Source organism: Microbacterium abyssi (assembly GCF_015277895.1).
Taxonomy (GTDB): Bacteria; Actinomycetota; Actinomycetes; order Actinomycetales; family Microbacteriaceae; genus Microbacterium; species Microbacterium abyssi.
In genome coordinates this window covers 3,216,193-3,239,942 of the sequence record NZ_CP063815.1, presented here as the reverse complement: position 1 = coordinate 3,239,942, position 23,750 = coordinate 3,216,193, and the positions used below count along the sequence as shown (strand labels likewise).

Genomic DNA, 23,750 nt, shown 5'->3' with positions numbered 1-23,750 from the left:
GCTCGCTCAGCCCGTTTCGTCTTCGGCGCTGCGCGCCTTCGCTCAACGACCCGCAAGCTGCCCACCGTGCGGGTCGTTGAGCGAGCGTCAGCGAGACGAAACGCGTTGAGCGAGGAGCGCAGCGAAGAGTCGAAGCGTCGCTCAGCTCAGCGGTTGATCTCGTCGGCGTCCCAGTGCAAGGAGGAGCCCTCGCGGATCGGGAGAGCCTCGATCGCGGGGTCGGTGCAGATCGCGCGGATCAGCTCGTTGGAGCCCGCGACGATCGTCGAGTCGTGATCGATCTCGCTCACCATCACCCACGCGCGATCCTCGGGCCACAGGATGCTGGGATGCTGAGCGTCCGGCTCGAACCCGTGCGATTCGGCTTCACGATCGCGCCAGGGCGCCTCAAGGATCCAGTCCGGGTTCGCGAACACCGCCGGAGCCGCGGAGAACAGCACATGACTGCGGTCGGGCAGCTCGAACCTCGGCCCCTTCGAGATCTCGTCGGAGAGGATGCCGGGGTGCCACTTGGCTTTGCGGAACGGATTCTCGAAGCTCTCGCGGAGGCTGCCCCACCACATCGGCTCGCGCGCCACCTCGTCCGTGAACTCGATGAAGCCCCGGCCGTTGCCGCCGTGGCCTCCGAGGAGACCACCCCAGCCCTCCCAAACGGCGGCGAATCCGGCATCCGGGGTCGAAGTGTGCGCGATCAGGTGCCCTGCGATAGCGGCGAGCAGCTCGGGCGGCATCTCGCCTTCGGACGGCGCGGAGAACTCCCGTCCATCCTGGGCGATGCGCGTGCGCCAGTCGCCGTTGGTCGGCGTCCGGACGAGATGCTGCCAGGAGGCGTGGGCGTGCAGGGTCGTGCCGAACGCCGAGGCGGCCTCCGCCCAGGTGGTTGCCGTTTCTTCGGCGTCCGCATCGTCGCGCACGAGAGCGGGGTGGAAGATCCGCGCGTACGCCTCGAAGCCGTGCGGTACGAAGTGGTGCATCGACCAGTCGTCGTCCAGGCGCTCGCGGAGCCAGCCGCCAGCCGTCATCGGGTCCGCGATCCACTCCATGCCGATCACAGTACCCGCCGCATCCGACGGGCGTAGCCTGGGCGCGTGACGGTGCTCATCGCGTTCCTCGCCAACATCCTCGTGGCGGTGGCCAAGACCATCGCGGCCTTCCTCACCTCCTCGGCATCGATGGTCGCCGAGGCCGCGCACTCGTGGGCGGATGCCGGCAACGAGATCTTCTTGCTCATCGCTGATCGTCAGGGTCGGCGCAAGAAGGATGAGCGGCATCCGTTCGGGTACGGCCGCAGCGCCTTCGTGTGGTCGCTGATCGCGGCGTTCGGCATCTTCACCGCCGGTGCGATCGTGTCGATCATGCACGGCATCCAGGAGCTCGCCTCCGAGGATCCGGTCGAAGATCCGGTGATCGCCTACGTCGTGCTCGGGATCGCGTTCGTGCTGGAGGGGGCGTCGTTCACGCAGGCGCTCATCCGCTCACGGCGGCTGGCACGGGAGCGGCGCACGTCGACGTGGGACTTCGTGATCCAGACGAGCGACACGACGCTGCGCGCGGTGTTCTTCGAGGACGCTGCGGCGCTGATCGGCCTCGTCCTGGCGGGCGGATCGATCGCGCTGCATCAGTTGACCGGAGAGGCGGTGTGGGATGCCGTGGGGTCGATCCTCGTCGGCATCCTGCTGGCGATCGTCGCCGTCGTCCTCATCGGACGCAACCTCGCCTTCATCGTCGGCACGAGCGCTTCGCCAGACCTGCGGTCGCGAGTGGGCAGGGCGCTCCTCGAATCGCCCGCGATCGAGCGGGTCACGTACCTGCACATCGAGTACGTCGGTCCGAACCGTCTGTTCATCGTCGCCGAGATCGACCTCGCGGGCGATGAGCGCGAGCACGATGTCGCTCGCCGACTCCGTGAGGTCGAGCGACAGATCGAAGCGCATCCGGTCGTCGAGACCGTCGTCCTCTCGCTCTCCGTGGACGACGAGCCTTCGCTCCCGTTCGCGACACGCCCGGAACTGAAGTAGACTGCTGTGGTTGTCTGCTCTCCGGTCCGCATTCTGCGGTCCATGGGCGGGCACGTGCACACACCCTCCTGCTTCCGGGAAAGTCCCGGAAGCCGTTCAAGTCCGAAGGAGGTGGGTAAGTGACGCACCAGTACGAACTCATGGTCATTCTGAACCCTGAGGTCGACGAGCGCCAGGTTGCGCCCACGCTCGACAAGTTCCTGAAGGTCATCACCAACGATGGCGGTTCAGTGGACAACGTCGATGTCTGGGGCAAGCGCCGGCTCGCATACGAGATCCAGAAGAAGAACGAGGGCATCTACGCCGTCGTCAACTTCACCGCTACCAGCGAGGCCACGCAGGAGCTCGACCGTCAGCTCAAGCTGAACGAGCAGATCATGCGCACCAAGGTCCTCCGCGCCGAAGAGGCACAGGCCATGATCGCGTCTGAGGCCAAGCGCTCCGAAGAGAAGGCTGCCCGCAAGGCTGCCAAGGCTGCGAAGGCCTGAGTCTGATGGCCGGCGAAACCGTCATCACCGTGGTGGGAAACCTCACGGCCGACCCCGAGCTGCGCTACACGCAGAACGGGCTGCCGGTGGCGAACTTCACCATCGCATCGACGCCGCGGACCTTCGATCGTCAGGCGAACGAGTGGAAGGACGGCGAAGCGCTGTTCCTCCGCGCGTCCGTGTGGCGCGAGTTCGCCGAGCACGTGGCGGGTTCGCTGACCAAGGGCATGCGCGTCATCGCGCAGGGCCGCCTGCGTCAGCGCTCCTACCAGGACCGTGAGGGCAACAACCGCACGGCCATCGAGCTCGAGGTCGACGAGATCGGCCCGTCGCTGCGCTACGCGACCGCTCAGGTCACGCGCGCCGCTTCCGGCGGCGCAGGTGGCGGCGGACAGCGTCCGGCTCAGCAGCAGCAGGTGTCGGAGGAGCCGTGGTCCACGCCCGGTTCTTCGACCAGCGCCGATGCCTGGAGCACTCCGGGCAGCTTCGGCGACGACACCCCCTTCTAATCACAACTTGGATCCGGTCCCTGAGCTTGTCGAAGGGTCGGCATCCGATCATCAATAAGGAACAACCATGGCTGGAAAGTCGAGCGGCGATCGCCGCAAGCCGCGGAAGGGTGGCAAGCCCACCGCTCCCGCGAAGTCGATCCGGGTCGGCGTCATTGACTACAAGGACGTCGCAACGCTTCGCAAGTTCATCTCGGAGCGTGGGAAGATCCGCGCCCGTCGTATCACCGGAGTCTCGGTGCAGGAGCAGCGTCTGATCGCCAAGGCGATCAAGAACGCGCGCGAGATGGCTCTCCTGCCCTACGCCGGCGCTGGCCGCTAAGGGGTACCGACATGGCAAAGCTGATTCTCACGAACGAAGTTGCCGGGCTCGGAAGCGCCGGTGATGTTGTCGAGGTCAAGAACGGGTACGCCCGCAACTACCTCATCCCCCAGGGCTACGCCACGGCGTGGACCCGTGGTGGCGCCAAGCAGGTCGAGTCGATCCAGGCCGCCCGCAAGGCACGCGCCATCCACGATCGCGAAGAGGCAGTGGCTCTCAAGGACAAGATCGAGGCCCAGAAGGTCCGTCTGACGGTCAAGGCCGGCACCGGCGGACGTCTGTTCGGCTCGGTCAAGACCGAGCACGTCGCAGACGCCGTCGAGGCGTCGGGTCTGGGCGCCATCGACAAGCGCAAGGTGACCATCACCTCGCCGATCAAGTCGACCGGTGACCACGAGGCGACCGTGCGTCTGCACGAGGACGTCGTCGCCGTCATCACCCTTCAGGTCGTCGCCGCCAAGTAAGGCTGCACGGCAGGGCGGATGCCCCGAGATCTACGGATCTCGGGGCATCCGCCTTTTCTGTGCGCGACGTCAGTCCGCTGGGATCGGACCGTCATCAGCCGGTGATGGGGATCAGCCGGTGACGCGACGTCGCAGCAGTCCGGCGCCGATGAGCAGCAGCATCGTGGCGAACAGTACCGGAGCGACTGGGATGTCCGCTCCGGTCTTGGCGAGCATGCCGCCGCCTGCCTCCACGACGTTTCCGCCCTGTCCGCTGGGGACGGGGGTGGCGTCGGAGTCGGTTCCCGGAGCTTCTCCGGGGTCAGTGCCGGGGTCGGTTCCCGGGTCTGTACCGGGGTCGGTTCCCGGGTCGGTGCCGGGGTCGATCACGGTGCTGTCGCCGATCACGCCGATCGCATTGCCGCCGACGTCCAGCGGGATGCTGATCGGAGCAGCGATCTGCGAGCCGCCCAGGAGCGAATCCAGCCCCGACGTGACCGTGTCGTCACCAGTGGACGGCGTGGACACCGGAGCACCGGCGCCACCGCCCGTGACGGCGCTTTCACCGACCAGACTGATCGCATTGCCGCCGACCGTGACGGGTGCCGTCACCGGTGCGGTGACCTGGGTTCCGCTGGCGGTGCTGTCGGTGCCGTCGGTCATGGGCATGGTGCCGGTGGTCCCGTCGGCCGGTGGCGTCGTGCCCATTGTGGTGTCACCGGATGCCGCGCTCTCACCCAGCACGCTGATCGCGTTGCCGGTGGCGTTCACCGGCGCCGTTACAGGTGCGGTGACCTGGGTTCCGTTGGCGGTGCCGTCGGTTCCGTCGGTGGTGGGCATGGCACTGGTGGTTCCGTCAGCCGGCATGGTGCTTGCGGTTGCGTCGCTGGATGCGGCGCTTTCGCCGAGCACGCTGATCGCGTTGCCGGTGGCGTTCACTGGTGCGGTGACGGGTGCGGTGACCTGGGTTCCGTTGGCGGTGCCGTCGGTTCCGTCGGTGGTGGGCATGGCACTGGTGGTTCCGTCAGCCGGCATGGTGCTTGCGCTTGCGTCGCTGGATGCGGCGCTTTCGCCGAGCACGCTGATCGCGTTGCCGGTGGCGTTCACTGGTGCGGTGACAGGTGCGGTGACCTGGGTTCCGTTGGCGGTGCCGTCGGTTCCGTCGGTGGTGGGCATGGCACTGGTGGTTCCGTCAGCCGGCATGGTGCTTGCGGTTGCGTCGCTGGATGCGGCGCTCTCGCCGAGCACGCTGATCGCGTTGCCGGTGGCGTTCACCGGCGCCGTGACAGGTGCGGTGACCTGGGATCCGCTGGCGGTGCCGTCGGTTCCCTCGGTCATCGGCATCGTGCCGGTGGTTCCGTCGGCCGGTGCCGTGGTGCCCATTGTGGTGTCATCGGATGCCGCGCTCTCGCCCAGCACGGAGACGGCGTTGTCCGTGACCGTGACGGGCACGTTCACGTCCAGCAGCGCCTGCGTGCCGCTGAGCAGCGAGTCGGTGCCGGAGGTGCTGACGGCCGGTGCGGTCGGCGTTGCCGGTTCGCTGGCCGCCGGAGCCTCGGCTGGAGCGGCGACATCGGAGGAGCCGAGCACGCTCACACCGCTGTCCTGAACCGTCACCGGGAGGTCGACGGTCACGAGCGCCTGCGTTCCGGAAGCCGTTCCGTCCACACCGCTCGTCTCCGCGGCGGGAGGCGGGGCAGGTGCCGTGGCAGGAGCGGACGCCGAAGCATCCGCATTCGACGTTCCGAGCAGCGAGATCGCATTGCCGGAGACGTCGACGGGCACCGAAACGGGGGCGACCGCCTGGGTTCCGGAGAGGATGCTGTCCTCTCCATCGGTTTCTGCCGCGTTGGCGGCAGTCGCGCCGAGCAGGGTGATCCCGCCGGCGATAGCGACGCCCCACAGGGCGCGCTTCACGAAGGTTTGCATGATTCAACTCCTGACTGAGATGGGTCGGTTGAGCGCGCGCGAACGGGGCGCACGCGGACGTATGTCATCCGCGAGGGATGACCGGACCCGGGTCAGTCAGGAGAAGCGTCGGTCTCGAAGACCGGAGAACACGGAAGAACGTCATCGGTCGCGCCGAGCGGGTGCTTCCAGGCGCGAAGCGCATCGTCGGACGTGTCGCCGGGGCGGGCGGCATCGCCGACAGGGCCGCCGTGGCCGGTGGACGACGAGGGTGCGGGAGAGCCCGGCGGCAGGTGCGCAGCGCGTGCGGGCACACCGGATTCACCGGCAGCGTCCGCTTCGGAGATCGCGGCCGTCACCGCCGCAACCGTGGCGGCACCCGCGCTCACGCTCGTGGCAGTCTTGTCCATCGCAGGCATGGCGGGCTCGCGCATCGGCGACGGATCGGCCGCGTCTACTTCCGGCGCAGATGCGTCCGGACCAGAGGGCACCGCACGGTCGACCGTCTCGAGGACAGGAGGAAAGGCATCCTCGACCGCGCCTCCGAGTACCCCGGCCGTGGCGTCGACAGTGCGGGAGATCTCGGTCGCGGCATCAGTGATGGACAGGTCCTCAAGTACGTCGCCGACGATGTGGATGTCCGAGACCGCGTCGAGAACCGGATCGGTGACCTGTGAGACAGGGGAGTCCTTGAGCAGCTGGGTCACTGGAGCGGTGACCTCCGTGGCGGTCTCGGTCGCCGCGTCCGCAACCGGGGCGACGACGGGCGGGACCACATCGCGGACGACCGGGATCGCGTCGACAGTCTGGGACACGCTCTGCGCCACGGGCTCGGCGGCGGTGGGGACGGTCTCGGTGACGACGGGTGCCACGTACTCGACTGCGGGAGTGACGGTGTCGGTCACGACATCTGAGACGAGGTCTGTGCCGGCGCCGACCGTCGACCCCACGAGAGACGTGAGCCCGTCCAGTGGTCCGTCGGTCTCCTCGTCCGCGTGCGCGGTGCCGGTGGAGGTCAGGAGGGTGAGGGCAGCCCACGCGAGCACAGCGAACGCGCTCCATGCGACGCCGGTCGAGATCCGGCGAGATGCGGTAGTACTCACGTTCACCTCCCCCTCTGAGGGAAACGCCATCTGACACAAGTCGTGTCGCGGCCGACGATACTCGCGGACGTTCACCCTGTCCAGGGTGTTCGCGTCGGATCGCTGCCTGATCTCGGCTCGGAAAGGGCGTTCGAGCGACAGAAAGTCATGGACGCGCCCGAGAAAATCAAGTCTTGACTTCTCCCCAAGTTGTACACATCTCACCGCATCAGAAGGAACCTTCAATCAGTCGTTTAAACAGGTTCTCGTCCACAGGCTGAGGAAAATATAAATCCCAGGTCACGCTGGCTAAGACATTCGGATGTGCGTTGCTGTCACAGGGTTATCCACATCCGTTCTGCACAGACACTCCGAGGTTCTCCGCACACTCTCCACATAGTTATCCACAGGCCGTGTTGCATGAGAAAAACTCCGCTCATACCGTGGACGAGCGACGAGATGTCGGTGGTGTGTGGTTCGCTCCCAGCGACCGCGAAACACTCCGCTGTCGCCAGCCGGGGAAGCCACAGCATCCCTCTGCCGCACCACCTGCCAGCCGCACCGAAGGGAGCACAGTGTCGATAGCCGACATCTCGGAGGAGCGTCTCGGAGGACAGCGCAAGCCGGAGCGCACGCCGCCGCACGACCTTCTCGCCGAGCAGAGCGCGCTCGGGGGCATGCTGCTGTCGAAGGACGCCGTCGCCGACGTGATCGAGACGCTCAAGGGCGCCGACTTCTACATCCCCAAGCACGAGCTCATCTTCGAGGCCATCCTCTCGCTGTACTCGCATGGCGAGCCGACCGACGTCGTGGCTGTCACCGACGAGCTGATCAAGACCGGCGAGCTCGGCAGGGCCGGTGGCGCCGACTACCTGCACACGCTCACCTCGATCGTGCCGACTGCGGCGAATGCGGGGTACTACGCGGGCATCGTGTCGGAGCGATCGATCCTGCGTCGCCTGGTGGATGCCGGCACGCGCATCGTGCAGCTCGGCTACGACGGTCAGGGCGACGCGACCGACATCGTCAACAACGCCCAGGCCGAGATCTACTCCGTGACCGGCACCGAGACAGCGGAAGACTACGTTCCGCTGACCGTCGCGGTGGATGCCGCAGTCGAGGAGATCGAGGCGGCCAGCGGCCGCGACGGGTCGATGACCGGCGTGCCGACCGGGTTCAAGGAACTCGACGAGCTCACGAACGGCCTGCACGGCGGACAGATGATCGTCGTGGCGGCGAGGCCTGCTATGGGCAAATCAACGCTGGCTCTGGATTTCGCACGTGCCGCCGCGATCGGGCACAACCAGCCCGCGATCTTCTTCTCGCTCGAGATGGGCAAGAGTGAGATCGCGATGCGTCTGCTCAGTGCCGAGGGCGCGATCCCGCTGCAGCACATGCGCAAGGGAACACTCGACCCGCGCGACTGGACGACGGTCGCCTCGACCCGTGGCCGCATCAACGATGCCCCGCTGTACATCGACGACAGCCCGAACATGACGCTCGTCGAGATCCGGGCGAAGTGCCGTCGCCTCAAGCAGCGCGCGGGACTGAAGATGGTCGTGATCGACTACCTGCAGCTGATGACGAGCGGCAAGCGCGTCGAGTCGCGTCAGCAGGAGGTCTCGGAGTTCTCGCGTGCTCTGAAGCTGCTGGCAAAGGAGCTGCAGGTTCCGGTCATCGCGCTGTCGCAGCTGAACCGTGGTTCAGAGGCCCGACAGGACAAGAAGCCGCAGATCAGCGACCTTCGCGAGTCGGGATCGATCGAGCAGGATGCCGACATGGTGATCCTGCTGCACCGCGACTCGGTCTACGACAAGGACGTGCGTCCCGGCGAGGCCGACCTGATCGTCGCCAAGCACCGTAACGGCCCGACCGCGACCATCAACGTCGCGTTCCAGGGCCACTACTCGCGATTCGCCGACATGGCGCCGGGCGGGGACTTCAACTGAGGTCGCAGCAGCGACGACCATGAGGAGCCACCGATGACGTTCGCCGACATCTCCATCGTCCCCGTTCTCAGCGACCGGAAGGCCGCCTATCTGGCATTCTCGGAACGCGTGGCCGACGTCTACCGCGAGCACGGCGCGACGAAGATCACCGACTACTGGCAAGCAGGTTCGGCGGCCGACCAGAACGACTTTCATGCCGACGGCACCTCATACGCTCCCGGTGAGTTGCGGGGATTAGCGGCCGTTGCCGGCGCCTCCGACTCCGAATCGGTCGTCGTGTCGATCACGGAGTGGCCGTCGAAGGAAGCCCGCGATCGCGGCAACGCTGCGGCGATGAAAGACCCGCGTGTGCTTGCCACGCTCGACGAGGAACCTATCTTCGATGGAGGACGCGTGATCGGCGAGAGCTTCCACATCGCGTCGCAGCAGCAGACCGACGTCTAGCCTTTCCCACGTGCTGCGGGCGGTTCCAGCACGGATGGTGACAGTCCCAAACTGCCTGGCGTGTCACAGTGTGATGTCGGCAGGATCGCTCAGCGGGCGCCACTCATCCGGACGCGCGCCTCGCACGTTCAGCACATCGGCCGCGGCCAGCGGCCCGAAGTCCACGCCACTGATCCCGGCGATTTCCTCGATCGGCACCTGGAACGTGCGGAACACTCCCAGCGGCGGCGCCGCGAGCAGCCCCTCGGCAGTGTCGACGAGCTCGGTCTGATCGAGGATGAACCCGGCCGCCGCGAGTCCGCCCGGCCCCTGCCAGGCCGCGACCTTCCAGAATCGGAGCGGGATGCGGATGCCGCGATAGGGCGGATCGTCATCGCCCAGCACAGGCGCCGTGAACACCGACACCCGCTGGTCGGTCGCCTGGGCGTACTCGAGAACGTGGTCCTCGAGACCCAGCCAGAGCTCTTTGGACTGATTGAACCCGGCCGCCTGAGGCGCGGCATTCGGGTAGAAGAACGTCGCCTCCGTGGCATCCCGTGCCTCGTCGGCCTCACCCCAGCCGGGGTCGCGCCGTCGCACGAGGTGGCCGCGATCGAGATCGTTGCGGCTGTAGACATCAGGGCCGGTCTGCTCCGCGGCATCCACTCTCGGATCCAGGCGCCAGTCGCCCGTGCGCGGGACGTCTCGGAGAAGCGCGCCGTCGATGTTCACGGCCGTGACGGCCGCGAGCCGTCGTTCGGGGTCGAGCAGCACCGAGAACCGCGGGTAGGTGAGCTCGCGAGTTCTGCCCGCGGATCGAGGGAGGGGAAGCGAGGTGGTCAGGAAAGCGGAGTCGTATCCGTCGGCCATGCCTCCATGGTGACGGATGCCGCGGACATCGTTCGCCCTCACGCGCGGGCGATCACAGCACTCACGACTTCGGCGGCTCCAGCGGCAGGCGCGGACCGTGGTTCCACGCCAGGATCGCAGGGTGCTCGCGGTCATAGCCGAGCACCGACACGGATCCGGCACCGAAGGTGATCGATGCGCCGAACCTCGGCGCCTGCCGCAGGAACACGGCTGCGAGGATCCGCAGATAGTGTCCGTGCCCGACAAGTGCGACGTCGCCGTCGACCATCGCGGGAAGCACCCTGGTGAGCACCCGAGAGGCGCGCGCCGCGACCTCTTCGACTGTCTCGCCTGGTGTCTCGCCACGGATGACGCCGTGCGTGAAGGCCGACCAGTTGTAGCCGAGCTCGGCGCGGATCTCCTTCGTGGTGCGGCCCTCGTACCCTCCGTAGTCCCACTCGACCAGCAGCGGGTCGACCTCTGCGTCCAGTCCTGCCAGCTCGGCGGTGCGGCCGGCGCGCTGCAGCGGCGACCTGAGCACCAGGCGGAAGTCGTAGTCGCGCATCAGCTCACCGGCCGAACGCGCGAGCTCCTCACCGTGCACGGTGAGCGGGATGTCGGTCAGCCCGGTGTGCCGGCCGTCGCGCGACCACTCGGTCTCGCCGTGCCGCAGCAGCACGAGCTTGCCCTGCGGGTTGTCCGGGGCGGGTCGATCGGGCAGCGGGTCGGTGGCGTCCACAGGGCAACCGTACCGGCGCAGCCGCCGTCGGTGCCGGAACCCGCGAACGGGGTTACGTCGCGGCATCCGGCGGCGTAGGATCGCCGCGAAAGCCGGCCCGGCCTCCTGCGCCGGTCGTTCACGGATCGCGCATGGAGGATCGGATGCAGAGACTCACGATCGACTTCATCATCTCGCTCGACGGCTACGGTGCCGCCGAGGGCTGGCCCGGGTGGTGGGGGCTGGAGGGGCCCGAGTACCTCGGCTGGCTCGAGGGCCTTCCCGAGAAGGACCATCCCATCCTCATGGGTGCGACGACCTACCGGCTCATGTCGGCCTTCGCGGCCAGCGAGACGGAGGGTGTGGAATCGCTCGACGACGTGCCCAAGTACGTGTTCTCCTCGACGCTGAAGGAGCCGCTCACCTGGCCGAACTCCACCCTTGTGCGCGAAGGCGCGGTGGATTTCGTGCGGAAGCTGAAGGAGACCTCCGACCGCCCGCTGCGCACCATCGGCAGCCTCTCGCTGTGCCGTTCGCTGCTCACGGCGGGCCTTGCCGACCGCTATCGCGTGGTGATCTTCCCCGTCATCACCGGCGCCACGGGGCAGGAGCGGATCTTCGACGGCTACCCGGACGTGCGCCTCGATCTCATCGAAGCGCGCACTTTCGACGATCGCAGTCAGCTGCTCGAGTACATTCCCACTGTCCTTGACGGTCCTCCCGGTGCCTGACCGTGAGCATTCCGATCAGCGACGAGACGCGCGAGCGGGTGCGCGCCGCCTTCGCCGCGGTCCCGCGGGCGGATTTCCTCCCGGACGAGGTGCGCCACCTCGCCGACACCGACCGTCCGGTCATGATCGGCTGGGATGCCACGAACTCGCAGCCGTCGACGGTCCGGCGGATGCTGGAACTGCTCGCCGTGCAGCCCGGCGACCGCGTGCTCGACGTCGGCAGCGGCTCCGGCTGGACGACGGCCCTGCTCGCGCACCTCGCGGGCCGCGACGGCGCTGTGATCGGCGTGGAACGGGTGCCCGAACTCGTGGAGTTCGGCCGGGACCGGCTCTCCGCGGCGGGCATCGACGCCCGCATCGAGCAGGCCACCACGGGGACGCTCGGCCTCCCGGCATCCGCCCCGTTCGAGCGCATCCTGGTCTCGGCCGACTTCGGGCGCGTACCGGACGAGCTCATCGAGCAGCTCGCCGACGGCGGGCGCATGGTCGCACCGATCTCCGGAGCGATGACCGTCGCCGATGTTCGGGACGGCCGCGTCAAGCGCAGGAACGATGCCGGGCTCTACAGTTTCGTTCCGCTGAGGGAGGACTGACGGCAGGGGGCGGCCTACGCTTCAGGGGCGCACGCGCACCGTCCGGCTCTCGAACGTGACGAGGTCGCCGTCACGGAGCTGCCGTCCGCGGCGGCGCTCCTCCTCGCCGTTGACGTTCACGTAGCCGTCGATGATGACCTCCTTGGCGTCTCCGCCGGAGTCGAGGAGCCCTGAGAACTTGAGGAACTGGCCGAGGCGGATGACGTCGCCTCCGATGGATACGTCGTCGATCGGGTCTGAGTTCGCCATTCCTGAATGCTAGCCGCCGCGGCTCCTGCGAAGCTTCGGTCTACTCCTCCGGGAAGCGGGCTTCGGTGAGCTCCTGCGAGACCATCCACATCCTGCGGGCGTCGTCCTCGCTGCGGAGCCGCGTGTACAGCTTCTGCTCTGCTGGAGCCCCGCCGAGGTGCCCGGGGCCCTTGGGCCCATAGAGACGTCGTGCCCCGGCATCCGGCGACGTGGCGGCGTAGAGGGCGGGCAGGGCGGCGGTGTCGGGGGTGCCGACGATGAGGCCGCGGGCGGACAGCCAGCGGATCAGGCGCACCTGCCGGGTGTCTGCCGAGCGTCCCACTTCGGGGCGCGCCGACAGCAGACTGGTCGGCGCGACGCCGGGGTGCGAGAGGTTGCTCGTGACGCCCCAGTCGTATGCCGCACTGCGGCGATCGAGTTCGAGGCCGAACAGGCCGAACGCGATCTTCGACTGGCTGTAGGCGCGCATCCCGTCGTAGGAACGTTGCCACTGCAGGTCGTCCCAGTTGATCGCGCCCTGGTTCGCGGCGATGCTGACCTGTGAGGTCACGCGCGCCGAACCCGCCCGCAGCAACGGCAGCAGATGTGCGACGAGAGCGACGTGCGCGAGGTGGTTCGTACCGAACTGCAGCTCGAAGCCGTCGCTCGTGGTCTGCCGATCGGGCGGGGTCATGACGCCGGCGTTGTTGATGAGGTAATGGATCGGCGCGCCCTCGGCGCGCATCGTCTCGCCGAGGGCCGCCACCGAATCGAGCGACGACAGCTCGAGGGTGCGCAGCGACACCTGGGCGTCCGGTGCCGCCTTCTGGATGACGGCGATCGCTGACTCGCCCTTGGCGGTGTTGCGCACCGGCAGGACGATCTCGGCGCCGGCTGCGGCGAGACGGGTGGCGATGCGAAGGCCGATGCCGTCGCTGCCTCCCGTGATGACTGCTCGCTTTCCGCTCAGGTCTGGAAAACGGATGTCGATGGACGTGGATGCCATGGGCTGATCCCTCTTGCTCTGCCGTGGATGTTCGTGTGTGCAGTTCCACCTTCGCGGCGCGGGTGGAGACTATCCAGGACTCGTCAGTCAGTGGCTGGCGGGACCGCACCGCGGTAGAACTGGTTCAGAATCGATGGGAGGGGAGTGCATGGCGATCGACCGGGATGGGCTGGCGGCGTTCCTGCGAAACCGCCGGGAGGCGCTGCAGCCCGAGGACGTCGGGCTCACACGCGGGCCCCGGCGGCGCACCGGCGGACTGCGGCGCGAGGAGGTGGCGCAGCTGTGCCACATGTCGACGGACTACTACGCGCGCCTCGAGCGCGGCACCGGACCCCAGCCGTCCGAGCAGATGATCGCGTCCATCGCACAGGGCCTTCACCTGTCGATCGCTGAGCGTGACCATCTCGTGCGCTTGGCCGGGCATCGCCCGGCTCCTCGAGGTGCGCACAGCGCGCACATCAGTCCCGGACTCCTGCGCATCATCGACCGCCTGCACGACACCCCCGCCGAGATCGTGACGGAGTGGGGTGAGACTCTTCGACAGACCCCGCTCGGAGTCGCGCTCACCGGCGACCTGACCGGGTTCGAGGGGCCGGAGCGCAGCATCGGCTATCGGTGGTTCACCGATCCGGGTGTGCGCGAGCGCTACGCGCCGGAGGATCACGATCACCTGTCGCGCCTGTGGGTCTCCGGGCTGCGCGAGACGATCGCATTGCGCGGCCCCTCCTCGCGCGGGGTCGAGCTCTCCGAGTCGCTGCTGGCGCAGAGCGCGGAGTTCCGCACCCTCTGGGAGCGCCAGGAGGTCGGCGTACGGCCGAGCGCGGTCAAGCACTTCATCCACCCCGAGGTCGGCCTGCTCGAACTCGCATGCCAGACGCTGATCGACCCCGACCAGTCGCACTCGCTGCTGGTCTACACCGCGGTGCCCGGCTCGGAGAGCCACGAGAAGCTGCAGCTGCTGTCGGTGATCGGCGGTCAGCGGCTGTGATGCCGCGTTCAGGGTGAGCCGCGACCGGCGTCGAGGTCAGACGAAGCGGACGGTGTGCTGCAGGCGGGTGCGTACGTCGAACAGTTCGTTGCCGCCGATGTCGCGGGCGCCCGGCACGCCCTGCCGCAGGACCATGCTCAGCGCACTGCGGCGCACGACGACGACGGGTACGCCGCGCACCTTGCCGAGCGCCGTCACCGCCTGATCGAGGTCGTCGTCGGGGAGGACGATGATCGCGCCGCCGAAGCGCACCTTCGCGGCGCGGGCGATGGCGCGCATGCGGGCGAGGAGGGTGGCGACCGGCGCGCGGCCGTCGACGCCGCGGCCGATGATCTCGCCGCGGCGGAAGCGCACGACCTCGGCGAAGTCCTCCGACATCACGCCGTACAGGCCGGACGGGCTCAGGACGACGTGGTCGAGCTTGTCGGCAGGATCGGCACCGGTCGCGACATCGTGCCAGACCGTGAATCCCATGCCGAGATCGGAGACGGTGCTCGCGGTCGCCTCTTCGGCGAGGGCGTCGGCCAGGAGCCGCCGGATCTCGAGCGGGGCGGTTCGCACCAGCGCCGGGTCGTAGGGGTCGGGCAGGTCGACGCCGCGACCCGCCCACTCGCGGATGAGTGTCAGATAGCGCTCGCGGCGCCAGCCGCCGGGATGCCCGTACGCGCGTGCTTTCGGGCGGGTGTCGGTGCGCGGCGCCGGCGCGCGCCATCCGCTCCAGTCCTGTTCGCCGGTGGTGGTGCTGGATGCTGTCGCGAATCCGTGGCCGCGATCGTAGGCGGCGCGCCCCTCCGGGGTTCCGATCAGCTCCCAGGCCCGCTGCACCTGGATGAACGCCGAGGCGTCACCGCCGGCATCCGGGTGTGTCTGACGCAGGCGGAGGCGGAACGCGCGCTTGATCTCTTCCGCGGTGGCGTCGGGCGCGACATCGAGCACCTCATAGGCGGAGGCGGAGAGCGGGCTGTCGAACATCAGTCCCTATTCTCGTCGCTGCTCACGCGAGGGTCGGGCATGATGGTGTCGATGTGCGGCTTGGCGTTCGCCTGCGCTCGCCACCAGACGACGAAGCCGATGGCGGTGAAAGCGCCATAGAAGACGTACATGAATCCGGTGGCGTAGTAGCCCGCGCTGAACAGCAGCGGCACGCCGACCACGTCGACGGCGATCCAGATGAGCCAGAACTCCGTCCAGCCCTTGGCCATGCCGTAGGTCGCGAGCAGTGAGCCGACGAACGTCCAGGCGTCCGCCCAGACCGGTTCGTACGACCCGAGAACGCGAAACAGCGGAGTGACGGCGACGGTGCCGATGACCAGGGTGACGACCAGGCCGACGCGCGCGCCGTTGGAGGCCCAGCGCGGAGCCACCTGGCCGGTTCCGGATGCAGCCTGCCGCCAGCGGATCCAGCCGTAGATCGCGACCGTGATGAACATGACCTGACGCCCGGCCTGCCCGAGCAGGTTCGGCAGGTCGTGCTCGGGGCTCAGGATGCTGCCGAGGAAGACGGTGAGCAACAGCAGGTTGCCGATGATGCCGACAGGCCACGCCCAGACCCTGCGGCGCATCCCGCCGAGCGCGCTGGCGAGTCCGAAGACGTTGCCGACGACTTCGCGGATGAGGAGCGTCTGTCCACCGGGCAGCATCCACTGCGAGTTGAAGGCGTCGACCAGCCAGCGCAGAAATTCCATCTTCGTCGCGCGTGTCGTCGGCGGCGTCCTACGCCGCGACCTGCACCGGCGACTCGCCGCCCTCGTTGAACGAGGGCCGCCTGCCCAGCATCCGCGCGATCAGGAGCACCACACCGACGACGATGAGTCCGACGATCAGACCGGCCACTGCCGACACGATCGTCTCGCCGATCCACGCGATCACCGCTCCGGCCGGGGCGAGGAAGTCGTGGATGCCGTGCAGCATGTCGCTGAAGAACACGATCCCGACCTCACCGAGGTTCGCCAGCAGCAGGTGCCCGCCGACCCAGAGCATCGCGACGGTGCCGACCACGCTGATGACCCGGAACACCGCCGGCATCGATCGAACGATCCGGGCACCGGTGTGCCGCACCCGGCGAGACGGGTTCTTGGCCATCTTCAGCCCGATGTCGTCGATCTTCACGAGGAGTGCGACCGCGCCGTACACGAGTCCGGTCATGGCCAGGGCGATCACGGCGAGGATGGCGAGCGTCATCCAGATACTCAGTCCAGCGTCGAGATTCGACAGTGAGATGAGCATGATCTCGGTCGAGAGGATCAGGTCGGTGCGGATAGCGCCCCACACGAGCTTGTTCTCGTTGCGGGCGCCTTCGTCCGCATGTTCGTGATGGAACCCGAACCACTCCAGCACCTTCTCGGCGCCCTCGAAGCAGAGATAGGTGCCGCCGATGATCAGCAGGAACGGCAGCACCCACGGCGCGAACGCCGTCAGCAGCAGCGCGATAGGGATGATGATGACGAACTTGTTCACCAGCGACCCGATGGTGATCTTCGCGACGACCGGGAGCTCGCGTGCCGGCGTGATCCCCTGCACGTACTGCGGGGTCACGGCGGCGTCGTCGATCACCACGCCGGCGGATTTCGCGGACGCCTTGAGCGCCGCGCTCAGGATGTCGTCGACGACAGCGAGCAGACCAACCGACATGCGTCCCCCTGTGAGACCTCGCGAAACTTCAGGAAAGCAACACTACTGCCACCTCAGGAGCGTCCCGTGAACTGGTCCATCGACGAGTAGACCTTGAACACGTGGCGGGCCAGGAGATCCCAGGCCGCCGTCGGCAGGACTCCGCGCAGCGCCATCGACAGCTTCACGGTCCACGGGCGCAGCACCATGGGAGTTCCGCGCAGCATCCCGTTCCACGCGGCGGCGGTCGCATGCCGGGGCGTCATGATCGGCGTGAGCAGCGGCCCTCGTGCTCCGGCGAACATGCCGGTGGAGATGTAGCTCGGGCAGAACGTCGTCACCTTGATGTGCCGATGACCGTGGGCGGCGAGCTCCAGGCGCATCGATTCGCTCCAGCCGATCATCGCCCATTTGGATGCCGCGTAGACGCTCATGTTCGGATTCGCCAGTGTTCCCGCGGCCGAGGCGATGTTGAGGATGCGCTTCGGCCGAGACGTGTCCGCGATCATTTCCGGCAGGACCTCGCGAGTCAGCCACATCGCCGCGAGCGAGTTGATACGCATCGTCGCCTCGATGTCACGCACCGGGTCGTGCTCCCAGAACGCGGCGCCGCGCACGATGCCGGCGTTGTTGATCACGACGTCCGGAGTGCCGAAGTCGGCGCGCACCCCTTCGAGGCCGGCGACGATCTGCTCACGCTCCGAGACGTCGATCCGGTATCCGCGCACGTCGACGCCGGAGCGGGAGAGTTCGGCGGCGAGTGCGTTCGCGGCATCCTCATCGATGTCCCACAGCGCGACCGCGCGAGCGCGCGCGGCGACGGCGCGGCGGGCGTAGAGCTCGCCCATGCCGCGCGCGGCGCCGGTGATGAGGACGAGAGCGTCAGTGATCGGGTTCGCATTCATGCGTGAAACGCTATGCGGTCACGGCATCCCGACACGGAACTTTGTGACGCACCGACCACGCGGGATGCCTTTCGTCGGTTGAGAACGGGTCGAAACCGACGAAACCCCTCTCGCATCCGAGCGTCACCCGACCCGCGATCGGATGCCGAGACCGGGCTTGCGCTGGTGCACCGAGAAATAGCGCAGGCCGTCGTCGCCCGCGATGAACCGGCGCTGCGAGCGGGCGGGCAGCCAGACGATTCCGCCGGGTTCGAGGGCGATCGCATCCGCCTCGGTCTCGAGCGTGCCCGAACCCGTCAGCACCACGATCACCACGTCCAGCTCGGGTCCTGTGTGCGTCCGGATCTCATCGCCGGCCGGCAGCACGATCACGTTCGCGTCGAGGCCACGCTCGGCGGGCTCGAGCCGCCAGGCCGATCCGGCCTCCGCGGCGGATGCGGTCAGGGCATCACCCACGATCCGGGGCAGGAGGTTCGCAGCGCCTGCTTTGTCGGCATCCATCGATCGTCTCCCGTCGGCACGCACTTCCTGAGTGTTCCTCAAGAATGGCACCCGCGCCCGGATCGTGCGTCAGACTTGAAGGGCGAAAAGGAGTGCATATGACCGAGCCCGGCACCATCACCCGCACACCCGGCACCGAGACCGCCGTCCTCGCCGGCGGCTGCTTCTGGGGCATGGAGGATCTCATCCGCCGCCAGCCCGGCGTGCTCGACACCCGTGTCGGCTACACCGGCGGTGACAACGCCGACGCGACCTACCGCAACCATCCCGGCCACGCCGAGGCCGTGGAGATCGTGTTCGACCCGACGAAGACGACGTACCGCGACATCCTGGCGTTCTTCTTCCAGATCCACGACCCGTCGACCCTGAACCGCCAGGGCAACGACGTCGGCTCCAGCTACCGCTCGGCGATCTTCCCGCTCAGCTCCGAGCAGGAGCAGATCGCCCGCGACACGATCGCCGACGTCGACGCCTCAGGCCTTTGGCCTGCCAAGGCCGTCACCGCGATCGAGCCCGAAGGCCCGTTCTGGGAGGCCGAGCCCGAGCACCAGGACTACCTGCTGCGGATCCCGAACGGCTACACCTGTCACTTTCCGCGTGCGGGCTGGGTGCTGCCGAAGCGCAAGGCCTGAGCCCAGGTCGCAGAATCTGCCGTTGCGGCACGCTGTTAGCGGCGACTTCTGCGACCCGAACCGCAGCGGCTACACCCCGGTGACCGTGAACCGCGATCCCCGCAGGCGGACTCTGCCGCTGCGGGTGGCCTGCCCGCGCGGGGCGCCCGCAGCGTCGTAGGTGCGGCCGTCGCCGGACGCGAGGGGCGGCACCCGCAGATCCTCCCGGGTGCCGTTGGCGTACAGGACGGCCGCCCCCGCTGTCGTCTCGTAGACCGCGCTGGCCACCTGCGGCTGGATCAGGAGCGCGTCCAGGCGCACATCTCCGCGGCTCGTGCACCGCACGACGGTCGCGCCGTCGCCCAGCGCGCCGTCCAGTCGCTGCGGGACCAGCATCCCCTCGGCCTCGGTGAGACCCGCCGCCCCGCTGCCTCCCGCCGGCGTGATCGTCGTCCAGCTGCGATCCTCGGCCAGGAAGCTCCACTCGGCATCGCCGGCATCCTCGGCGCGACGCCAGATCAGCGCATGCAGGATGCCGCCGGGCTCGGTGATGTCGAACTCCACCCACTCGCCGTCCGGAACGCGCACAAACCTGCCGCCGGAGAGATTTCCCTCGCCGGTCCACGATCCGCCCTCGGGCTTCTCGATCGTGCAGCCCGGCGACATCCGCGCGGATTCCGCGTCGATCGCTCGCAGACCATGGTGCGAGCGCAACCCGGTGACGGATGTCGCGATCCTCGCGATGTCACGATGCGCGTCCAGGAGCAGCATCGTGAGAAGGCCGTGGATCGTGGACTCCGCCCCGGAGTTGCGGTTCACGCGGCCGTCGGTCTCGATGCCGTCGAACGTGACGCCCGTCGCCGGGTCGTAGGCGGGCTCGCCCGCGGCGTTCGCGCCGAAGAACCAACCGGCTGCGAGACCGGCCAGCACCCGCAGCCCGGTACCACCCGACTCCGACGCCTGCAGCGCGCCGGCCACCCTGCCGTGCGCTCCGTACGCGATCTGCGCCTCCGCCGGCAGCGGCGCCCACGCGTTGTGCGGCCCGCCGTTCGCGAGGACGAGCGGCGTGAACCGGCCTGCATCCGTAATCGCCGCATCGGTCCACGTACGCTCTCCGAGCAGCGCCCCGGCTCTCCCGAGCGCCTCGGGCGCTGCCGCGCCCCACGCATGCCAGAATCCCAGCGATCCGGTCCACGGGAGCACCGCACCGAACGGCCATCCCTTATCGGCATCTGTCGCCATCGCCGCCACGGCGTTGCCGTACGCCTGAAGCGCGCGACGGATGCGGGAGTCGCGGGGCGCCGCGGTCAGTGCGGCGCTGAGCCCGAGCATCGCCTCGGCCGTGGCATCCGCACCTCCCACGATCAACCAGTCCGGCAGCGGGACCCCGTCGCTCGTGACGAACTGTCCGACCCGTGAGAGCGAGTCCTGCTCCAGTGCGTCCAGGCACAGGTGCAGCCGCTCGAGGAGGAACGCGGCGAGAGCGCGATCCACGCCGCGGAACGCCGCGTACCCCTCGCCGAGCGCCCACACGGTGCGGGCCAGCCAGTACGACTCGGCCGAGTCGGACGGGTCGGGGAGCTCCACCGGGATCGCGCTGGGGTTGAGCGCGCCGTCGTCCTGCTGCCACAGCACCACGCGACCGGCATTCGGTCCGCTCGCCGTCTGCAGGAAAGCGAGTGAGCGGAGCAGGCCCCTGGCCTCATCGCGGCTCTGCCTGTCGCCGGTCGCCTTCCAGTCGCGAAGGAAGACGACCGCGGCACGGGCGATGTCATCGGCGTTGTACGCCCCCTGACTCCAGTGACCCGTCGCCGGATCGAGAGTCCCGCCCCCGATGCGACGGAACCCGCCCGCACCGTCGGCGTCGGCATAGGTCCACGGTGCCAGTACCGTCGGCTGCGTTTCGATGCCGAACGTCGTGTGCGCAGCGCTCGCCGCGACCGGGACCTCAGCCAGCAGGAACCGGAGATGGGCGAGGTTGGTCAGCCGGCGCCCACTGCCGTGACCGCCGCCCCGCCCGGTCGAAGCAGACCCGGGGGTCCCTCCGAAGGCGACGTCGGCCGGCAGCAGCGCCAGTGCCGGTGCGGCCGCGCACAGCGTCAGGAACACTCTCCGTGAGGCATCCATGTCAGCTCACGCTTCCCGCTCCGCGCGCAGCGCGCGACCCCACGGCTCAGCGGGGTCGTGGATGGCGACGGCGAGGGTGGTGTCGGACTGCCCGTAGTACGCGAACCACCTGCCGTGGAACTTCACGAGTCCCTCGACGAACGTGACGTTCGAGACGAGCCCGTTCATGTCCTCGAACGTCTGCGGGCGCAGCCAGGGTTCCTGCAGGCGAGCGATCACCTTCGTCGGCTCATCGGGGTCGATCGCGATCTGACCGCAGCGGTAGTCGACGTCGACCGAGCCGTCCTCGTGGACGAGGCGCGTCGCGCCGTTCGTGAGGAACACGAGCAGGCCGTTGTCCGAGAGCACGGGCGAGGTGCCGATCTCGACGAGCGCCTCGTCCCAGGTTCCCGGCGTCGGGGAGTACATCGGTTCGGTGTCCGGCGCGCCGGGCGTCCAGTGGATCAGGTCATCGCTGGTCGCCCAGTAGATCGCTCCCTCGCCGAAGTACATCCACCACTTTCCGTGCATCTGCTGCGGCACGATCACCCCGGCCTTGGACCAGTTGAACCCGCGCGGGTCCATGGTCTTGAAGGTGTCGAAGTCGTCGAACAGAGGGCCGTGCTTCGTCCACGTGCGCAGGTCCGTCGACGTGGCGAGGCACAGCTGGGCGCTGTGGCGGTCCCAGCCGGTGTAGGTCAGGTAGTACGTGCCGTCGATCAGCGCGATCCGAGGATCTTCGCAGCCGAAGCGCTCGTAGTCCTCTGACGGAGAGAGGATCGGGGCATCCTCGCGGGTGAAGTTCACGCCGTCGCGGGAGCGCGCCATGCCGATGTGCGACACGATGTCGTCGGCGTGTGCACGGTACAGGAGAACGACTTCATCGCCGTCGATGAGCGCAGCCGGGTTGTAGAGATTCGACGATTCCCAGCTGTCGCCACGAGGGCGAAGGATGGGGTTGCGCTCGTACGGGGTGAACGGTCCGAGGGGGAAGGTGGCTTCGGTGAACATGGATGCCCTTTCTGGCTAGCCCTTGACGGCTGCGCCGAGGTCGGTGGCTTTGAAGAAGCGCTGGAAGACGACGAACAGGATCACGACGGGGAAGGCGAGCGCTGTGGCGCCGGCCAGGATCGCGCCGTTCGGGTTGGCGGTGGACTGTGCGACGTTGCTGATGTAGTTCGCCAGTGACACCGCGAGCGGCTGCAGCGAGGCGTCCTTCGTGATGAGGAACGGCCAGAGGAACTCGTTCCACGGGCCGATGAAGGTGACCAGGATCACGGTCACCAGCACCGGCCGGATGAGCGGGATGGCGACCGACGTCAGCAGACGGATCTCGCCTGCGCCGTCGATCCGCGCCGCCTCGAAGATCTCCACCGGCAGCGCCTTGAAGAACTGCACGAATATGAACACCGCCGTGGTGTTGATGAGGAACGGCAGGATCATCCCCATGTACGAGTCGCCAAGGCCGTAGTTGCGTGTGATCTGCACGTAGAGCGGGATCATCAGCAGCTGGAACGGCACCATCTGCACGAGCAGCATGAGCACCCAGATGACGCCGCGACCGCGGAAGTCGAGGCGGGCGATCGCGTACCCGGCGAGCAGGCCGAACACGACGGTCCCCAGCAGCACGCCCGCCGTGAAGATGAGCGAGTTCAGCAGAGAGCCGACCAGGTCGATCCGCGAGTCGATCGCGATGAAGTTGTCGACGGTCCACCCGCTGGTGGGGAAGAGCTGACTGGGAGAGTTCGTCGGGCTCTCCTGGAACGCTCCGACAAGCATGAAATAGAACGGGAAGGCGAAGCCGATGGCTGCGACCGTGAGCAGGATGATGCTCAGGATGCGGGGCAGTGAACGCTTTCGAGTCATCATCGCTCCCTGTTGGCTCGGCCTGCGGCGAGGGACAGCAGACCGACGAGGACCACGAGGATCATGCCGATCGCCGCGGCGGTGTCGGGATTCTGCTGCTGGATACCAAGCTGATAGATCAGGAGCACCGGAGTGGTCGATGCGCCGTCCGGGCCGCCGCCGTTGGTCAGCAGGTACGGTTCGGTGAAGAGGTTCGCGCCGGTGATGATCGAGAGGATCAGCACGAGAGTCGTGGCGCTGCGCACGCCGGGGATCGTGACGTTCCAGAACCGCGAGAAGGTGCCGGCCCCGTCGGTCTCTGCCGACTCGTAGAGCTCCTTCGGTACGTTCTGCAGCGCCGCCAGGTACAGCAGGATGTAGAACCCGAGCTGCTTCCACGTGACGTACAACGCGATCATCGGCATCGCGAGCCCGCTGTTCACGAGCCAGGACGGGTCGGGGGCGAGCGGGCCGAGAATGGTGTTGACGAGACCGTTTCCGGAGAACAGCAGCATCCAGACGCCGACGAGCGAGACGCTCGCCGTCAGGTACGGTACGTAGAACGCGACGCGGTACGCCGCGACCCACCGGATGCCGGTGTTCAGCGCCGCAGCGAGCACCAGCGCCAGTACGGCCGTGAGCGGCACATTGATGACCAGGAAGATCAGGGTGTTGCGGAATGAGCCCAGCACGCGTGGATCGGTGAGCACCGCTACGAAGTTGTCGAAGCCCACGAAGGGACGTTCGACATCGATGCCGGGTGCCGTGAAGAAGTAATCGTGGAAAGCGATGTAGACGGCGAACGCGAGCGGATACGCGAAGATCGCGATCACGAACACGAAGTACGGCAGCGCGAACAGGCCACCGACGGGCTGCGCACCGAACCACCTGGTGCGCAGCCGCCGCTTCTCGGTCAT

The 23,750-nt window shown here is 67.9% G+C and carries 27 protein-coding genes; 11 read left to right on the top strand and 16 right to left on the bottom strand.

Features of this window, described 5'->3' with window-relative positions; all coding sequences use genetic code 11:
• Positions 1–146 precede the first annotated feature (146 nt).
• Positions 147–1,043 (bottom strand): hypothetical protein, encoded by an 897-nt coding sequence (locus tag IM776_RS15650; RefSeq protein WP_194421042.1) that lies wholly within the window; start codon positions 1,041–1,043, stop codon positions 147–149.
• 45 nt (positions 1,044–1,088) lie between these two features.
• On the opposite strand from IM776_RS15650, the gene IM776_RS15645 reads away from it, so the two are divergent.
• The 5 genes from IM776_RS15645 (at position 1,089) to rplI (ending at position 3,801) form a co-directional block, all read left to right on the top strand.
• Positions 1,089–2,018 (top strand): cation diffusion facilitator family transporter, encoded by a 930-nt coding sequence (locus IM776_RS15645; RefSeq protein ID WP_194421041.1) that lies wholly within the window; start codon positions 1,089–1,091, stop codon positions 2,016–2,018.
• A gap of 119 nt (positions 2,019–2,137) precedes the next feature.
• Complete coding sequence (gene rpsF, locus IM776_RS15640; protein ID WP_144793773.1) at positions 2,138–2,506, top strand: 30S ribosomal protein S6; 369 nt, start codon at positions 2,138–2,140, stop codon at positions 2,504–2,506.
• 5 nt (positions 2,507–2,511) lie between these two features.
• Entirely contained in the window at positions 2,512–3,015 is a 504-nt protein-coding gene (locus tag IM776_RS15635) for a single-stranded DNA-binding protein (protein ID WP_194421040.1), read from the top strand.
• Positions 3,016–3,082: 67 nt separating this feature from the next.
• Positions 3,083–3,337: a 30S ribosomal protein S18 gene (rpsR, locus tag IM776_RS15630; protein WP_071641238.1), complete on the top strand. Its 255-nt coding sequence runs from the start codon at positions 3,083–3,085 to the stop codon at positions 3,335–3,337.
• An 11-nt stretch (positions 3,338–3,348) separates the two neighbouring features.
• Positions 3,349–3,801 carry a 50S ribosomal protein L9 gene (gene rplI / locus IM776_RS15625; protein ID WP_194421039.1) on the top strand — a complete coding sequence of 151 codons (453 nt, stop codon included), beginning with the start codon at positions 3,349–3,351 and terminating at the stop codon, positions 3,799–3,801.
• A gap of 111 nt (positions 3,802–3,912) precedes the next feature.
• Here rplI and IM776_RS15620 read toward each other — a convergent pair whose 3' ends face one another.
• Positions 3,913–5,709 carry a beta strand repeat-containing protein gene (locus IM776_RS15620; RefSeq protein WP_194421038.1) on the bottom strand — a complete coding sequence of 599 codons (1,797 nt, stop codon included), beginning with the start codon at positions 5,707–5,709 and terminating at the stop codon, positions 3,913–3,915.
• Between the two features lie 92 nt (positions 5,710–5,801).
• Positions 5,802–6,791, bottom strand: a complete 990-nt coding sequence (locus IM776_RS15615) for a hypothetical protein (RefSeq protein WP_194421037.1) — start codon at positions 6,789–6,791, stop codon at positions 5,802–5,804.
• A gap of 554 nt (positions 6,792–7,345) precedes the next feature.
• Here IM776_RS15615 and dnaB point away from each other — a divergent pair.
• The gene (gene dnaB / locus IM776_RS15610; RefSeq protein WP_194421036.1) at positions 7,346–8,719 is read left to right on the top strand and encodes a replicative DNA helicase; all 1,374 of its coding nucleotides are present in this window, start codon (positions 7,346–7,348) and stop codon (positions 8,717–8,719) included.
• Positions 8,720–8,752: 33 nt separating this feature from the next.
• The gene (locus IM776_RS15605) at positions 8,753–9,163 is read left to right on the top strand and encodes a DUF1428 domain-containing protein (protein WP_194421035.1); all 411 of its coding nucleotides are present in this window, start codon (positions 8,753–8,755) and stop codon (positions 9,161–9,163) included.
• Between the two features lie 63 nt (positions 9,164–9,226).
• Here IM776_RS15605 and IM776_RS15600 read toward each other — a convergent pair whose 3' ends face one another.
• Entirely contained in the window at positions 9,227–10,012 is a 786-nt protein-coding gene (locus IM776_RS15600) for a DNA/RNA non-specific endonuclease (RefSeq protein ID WP_194421034.1), read from the bottom strand.
• A 61-nt stretch (positions 10,013–10,073) separates the two neighbouring features.
• On the bottom strand, positions 10,074–10,730 hold the full coding sequence (locus tag IM776_RS15595; protein ID WP_228479810.1) for a histidine phosphatase family protein: 657 nt from the start codon (positions 10,728–10,730) through the stop codon (positions 10,074–10,076).
• Positions 10,731–10,873: 143 nt separating this feature from the next.
• Between IM776_RS15595 and IM776_RS15590 the strand changes: the two genes are divergently transcribed.
• A complete protein-coding gene (locus IM776_RS15590) occupies positions 10,874–11,440 on the top strand; it encodes a dihydrofolate reductase family protein (RefSeq protein ID WP_194421032.1) in 567 nt (188 codons plus the stop codon).
• Positions 11,441–11,442: 2 nt separating this feature from the next.
• Positions 11,443–12,033, top strand: a complete 591-nt coding sequence (locus IM776_RS15585; protein ID WP_228479809.1) for a protein-L-isoaspartate O-methyltransferase family protein — start codon at positions 11,443–11,445, stop codon at positions 12,031–12,033.
• Positions 12,034–12,054: 21 nt separating this feature from the next.
• Here the strand turns inward: IM776_RS15585 and IM776_RS15580 are convergent, their stop codons facing one another.
• Positions 12,055–12,282: an RNA-binding S4 domain-containing protein gene (locus IM776_RS15580; protein ID WP_194421031.1), complete on the bottom strand. Its 228-nt coding sequence runs from the start codon at positions 12,280–12,282 to the stop codon at positions 12,055–12,057.
• 40 nt (positions 12,283–12,322) lie between these two features.
• A complete protein-coding gene (locus tag IM776_RS15575; RefSeq protein WP_194421030.1) occupies positions 12,323–13,267 on the bottom strand; it encodes an SDR family oxidoreductase in 945 nt (314 codons plus the stop codon).
• Between the two features lie 148 nt (positions 13,268–13,415).
• Here IM776_RS15575 and IM776_RS15570 point away from each other — a divergent pair, with 148 nt between their 5' ends.
• A complete protein-coding gene (locus IM776_RS15570; protein WP_194421029.1) occupies positions 13,416–14,255 on the top strand; it encodes a helix-turn-helix transcriptional regulator in 840 nt (279 codons plus the stop codon).
• A 36-nt stretch (positions 14,256–14,291) separates the two neighbouring features.
• Here the strand turns inward: IM776_RS15570 and IM776_RS15565 are convergent, their stop codons facing one another.
• The 5 genes from IM776_RS15565 to IM776_RS15545 form a co-directional block, all read right to left on the bottom strand.
• Positions 14,292–15,227, bottom strand: a complete 936-nt coding sequence (locus tag IM776_RS15565) for a J domain-containing protein (RefSeq protein ID WP_194421028.1) — start codon at positions 15,225–15,227, stop codon at positions 14,292–14,294.
• The gene (gene pnuC / locus IM776_RS15560; protein ID WP_194421027.1) at positions 15,227–15,940 is read right to left on the bottom strand and encodes a nicotinamide riboside transporter PnuC; all 714 of its coding nucleotides are present in this window, start codon (positions 15,938–15,940) and stop codon (positions 15,227–15,229) included. The genes IM776_RS15565 and pnuC overlap by 1 nt, the downstream gene beginning before the upstream one ends.
• Positions 15,941–15,968: 28 nt before the next feature.
• Positions 15,969–16,886: a DUF808 domain-containing protein gene (locus IM776_RS15555; RefSeq protein WP_194421026.1), complete on the bottom strand. Its 918-nt coding sequence runs from the start codon at positions 16,884–16,886 to the stop codon at positions 15,969–15,971.
• Positions 16,887–16,939: 53 nt separating this feature from the next.
• Positions 16,940–17,770, bottom strand: coding sequence for an SDR family NAD(P)-dependent oxidoreductase (locus tag IM776_RS15550; RefSeq protein ID WP_194421025.1), 831 nt, complete (start codon positions 17,768–17,770; stop codon positions 16,940–16,942).
• A 123-nt stretch (positions 17,771–17,893) separates the two neighbouring features.
• On the bottom strand, positions 17,894–18,295 hold the full coding sequence (locus IM776_RS15545; RefSeq protein WP_228479807.1) for a cupin domain-containing protein: 402 nt from the start codon (positions 18,293–18,295) through the stop codon (positions 17,894–17,896).
• Positions 18,296–18,369: 74 nt separating this feature from the next.
• Between IM776_RS15545 and msrA the strand changes: the two genes are divergently transcribed.
• Entirely contained in the window at positions 18,370–18,903 is a 534-nt protein-coding gene (gene msrA, locus IM776_RS15540) for a peptide-methionine (S)-S-oxide reductase MsrA (RefSeq protein ID WP_194421024.1), read from the top strand.
• A gap of 69 nt (positions 18,904–18,972) precedes the next feature.
• On the opposite strand, the gene IM776_RS15535 is transcribed toward msrA, so the two are convergent.
• From IM776_RS15535 to IM776_RS15520, 4 genes are read right to left on the bottom strand one after another with little or no spacing between them, the layout of a single operon-like run.
• A complete protein-coding gene (locus tag IM776_RS15535; RefSeq protein ID WP_194421023.1) occupies positions 18,973–21,009 on the bottom strand; it encodes a hypothetical protein in 2,037 nt (678 codons plus the stop codon).
• A gap of 6 nt (positions 21,010–21,015) precedes the next feature.
• A complete protein-coding gene (locus IM776_RS15530; protein ID WP_194421022.1) occupies positions 21,016–21,999 on the bottom strand; it encodes a glycoside hydrolase family 130 protein in 984 nt (327 codons plus the stop codon).
• 15 nt (positions 22,000–22,014) lie between these two features.
• Positions 22,015–22,857, bottom strand: a complete 843-nt coding sequence (locus IM776_RS15525; protein WP_194421021.1) for a carbohydrate ABC transporter permease — start codon at positions 22,855–22,857, stop codon at positions 22,015–22,017.
• Entirely contained in the window at positions 22,854–23,750 is an 897-nt protein-coding gene (locus tag IM776_RS15520; RefSeq protein ID WP_228479806.1) for a carbohydrate ABC transporter permease, read from the bottom strand. Before IM776_RS15520 ends, IM776_RS15525 begins: the two co-directional genes overlap by 4 nt.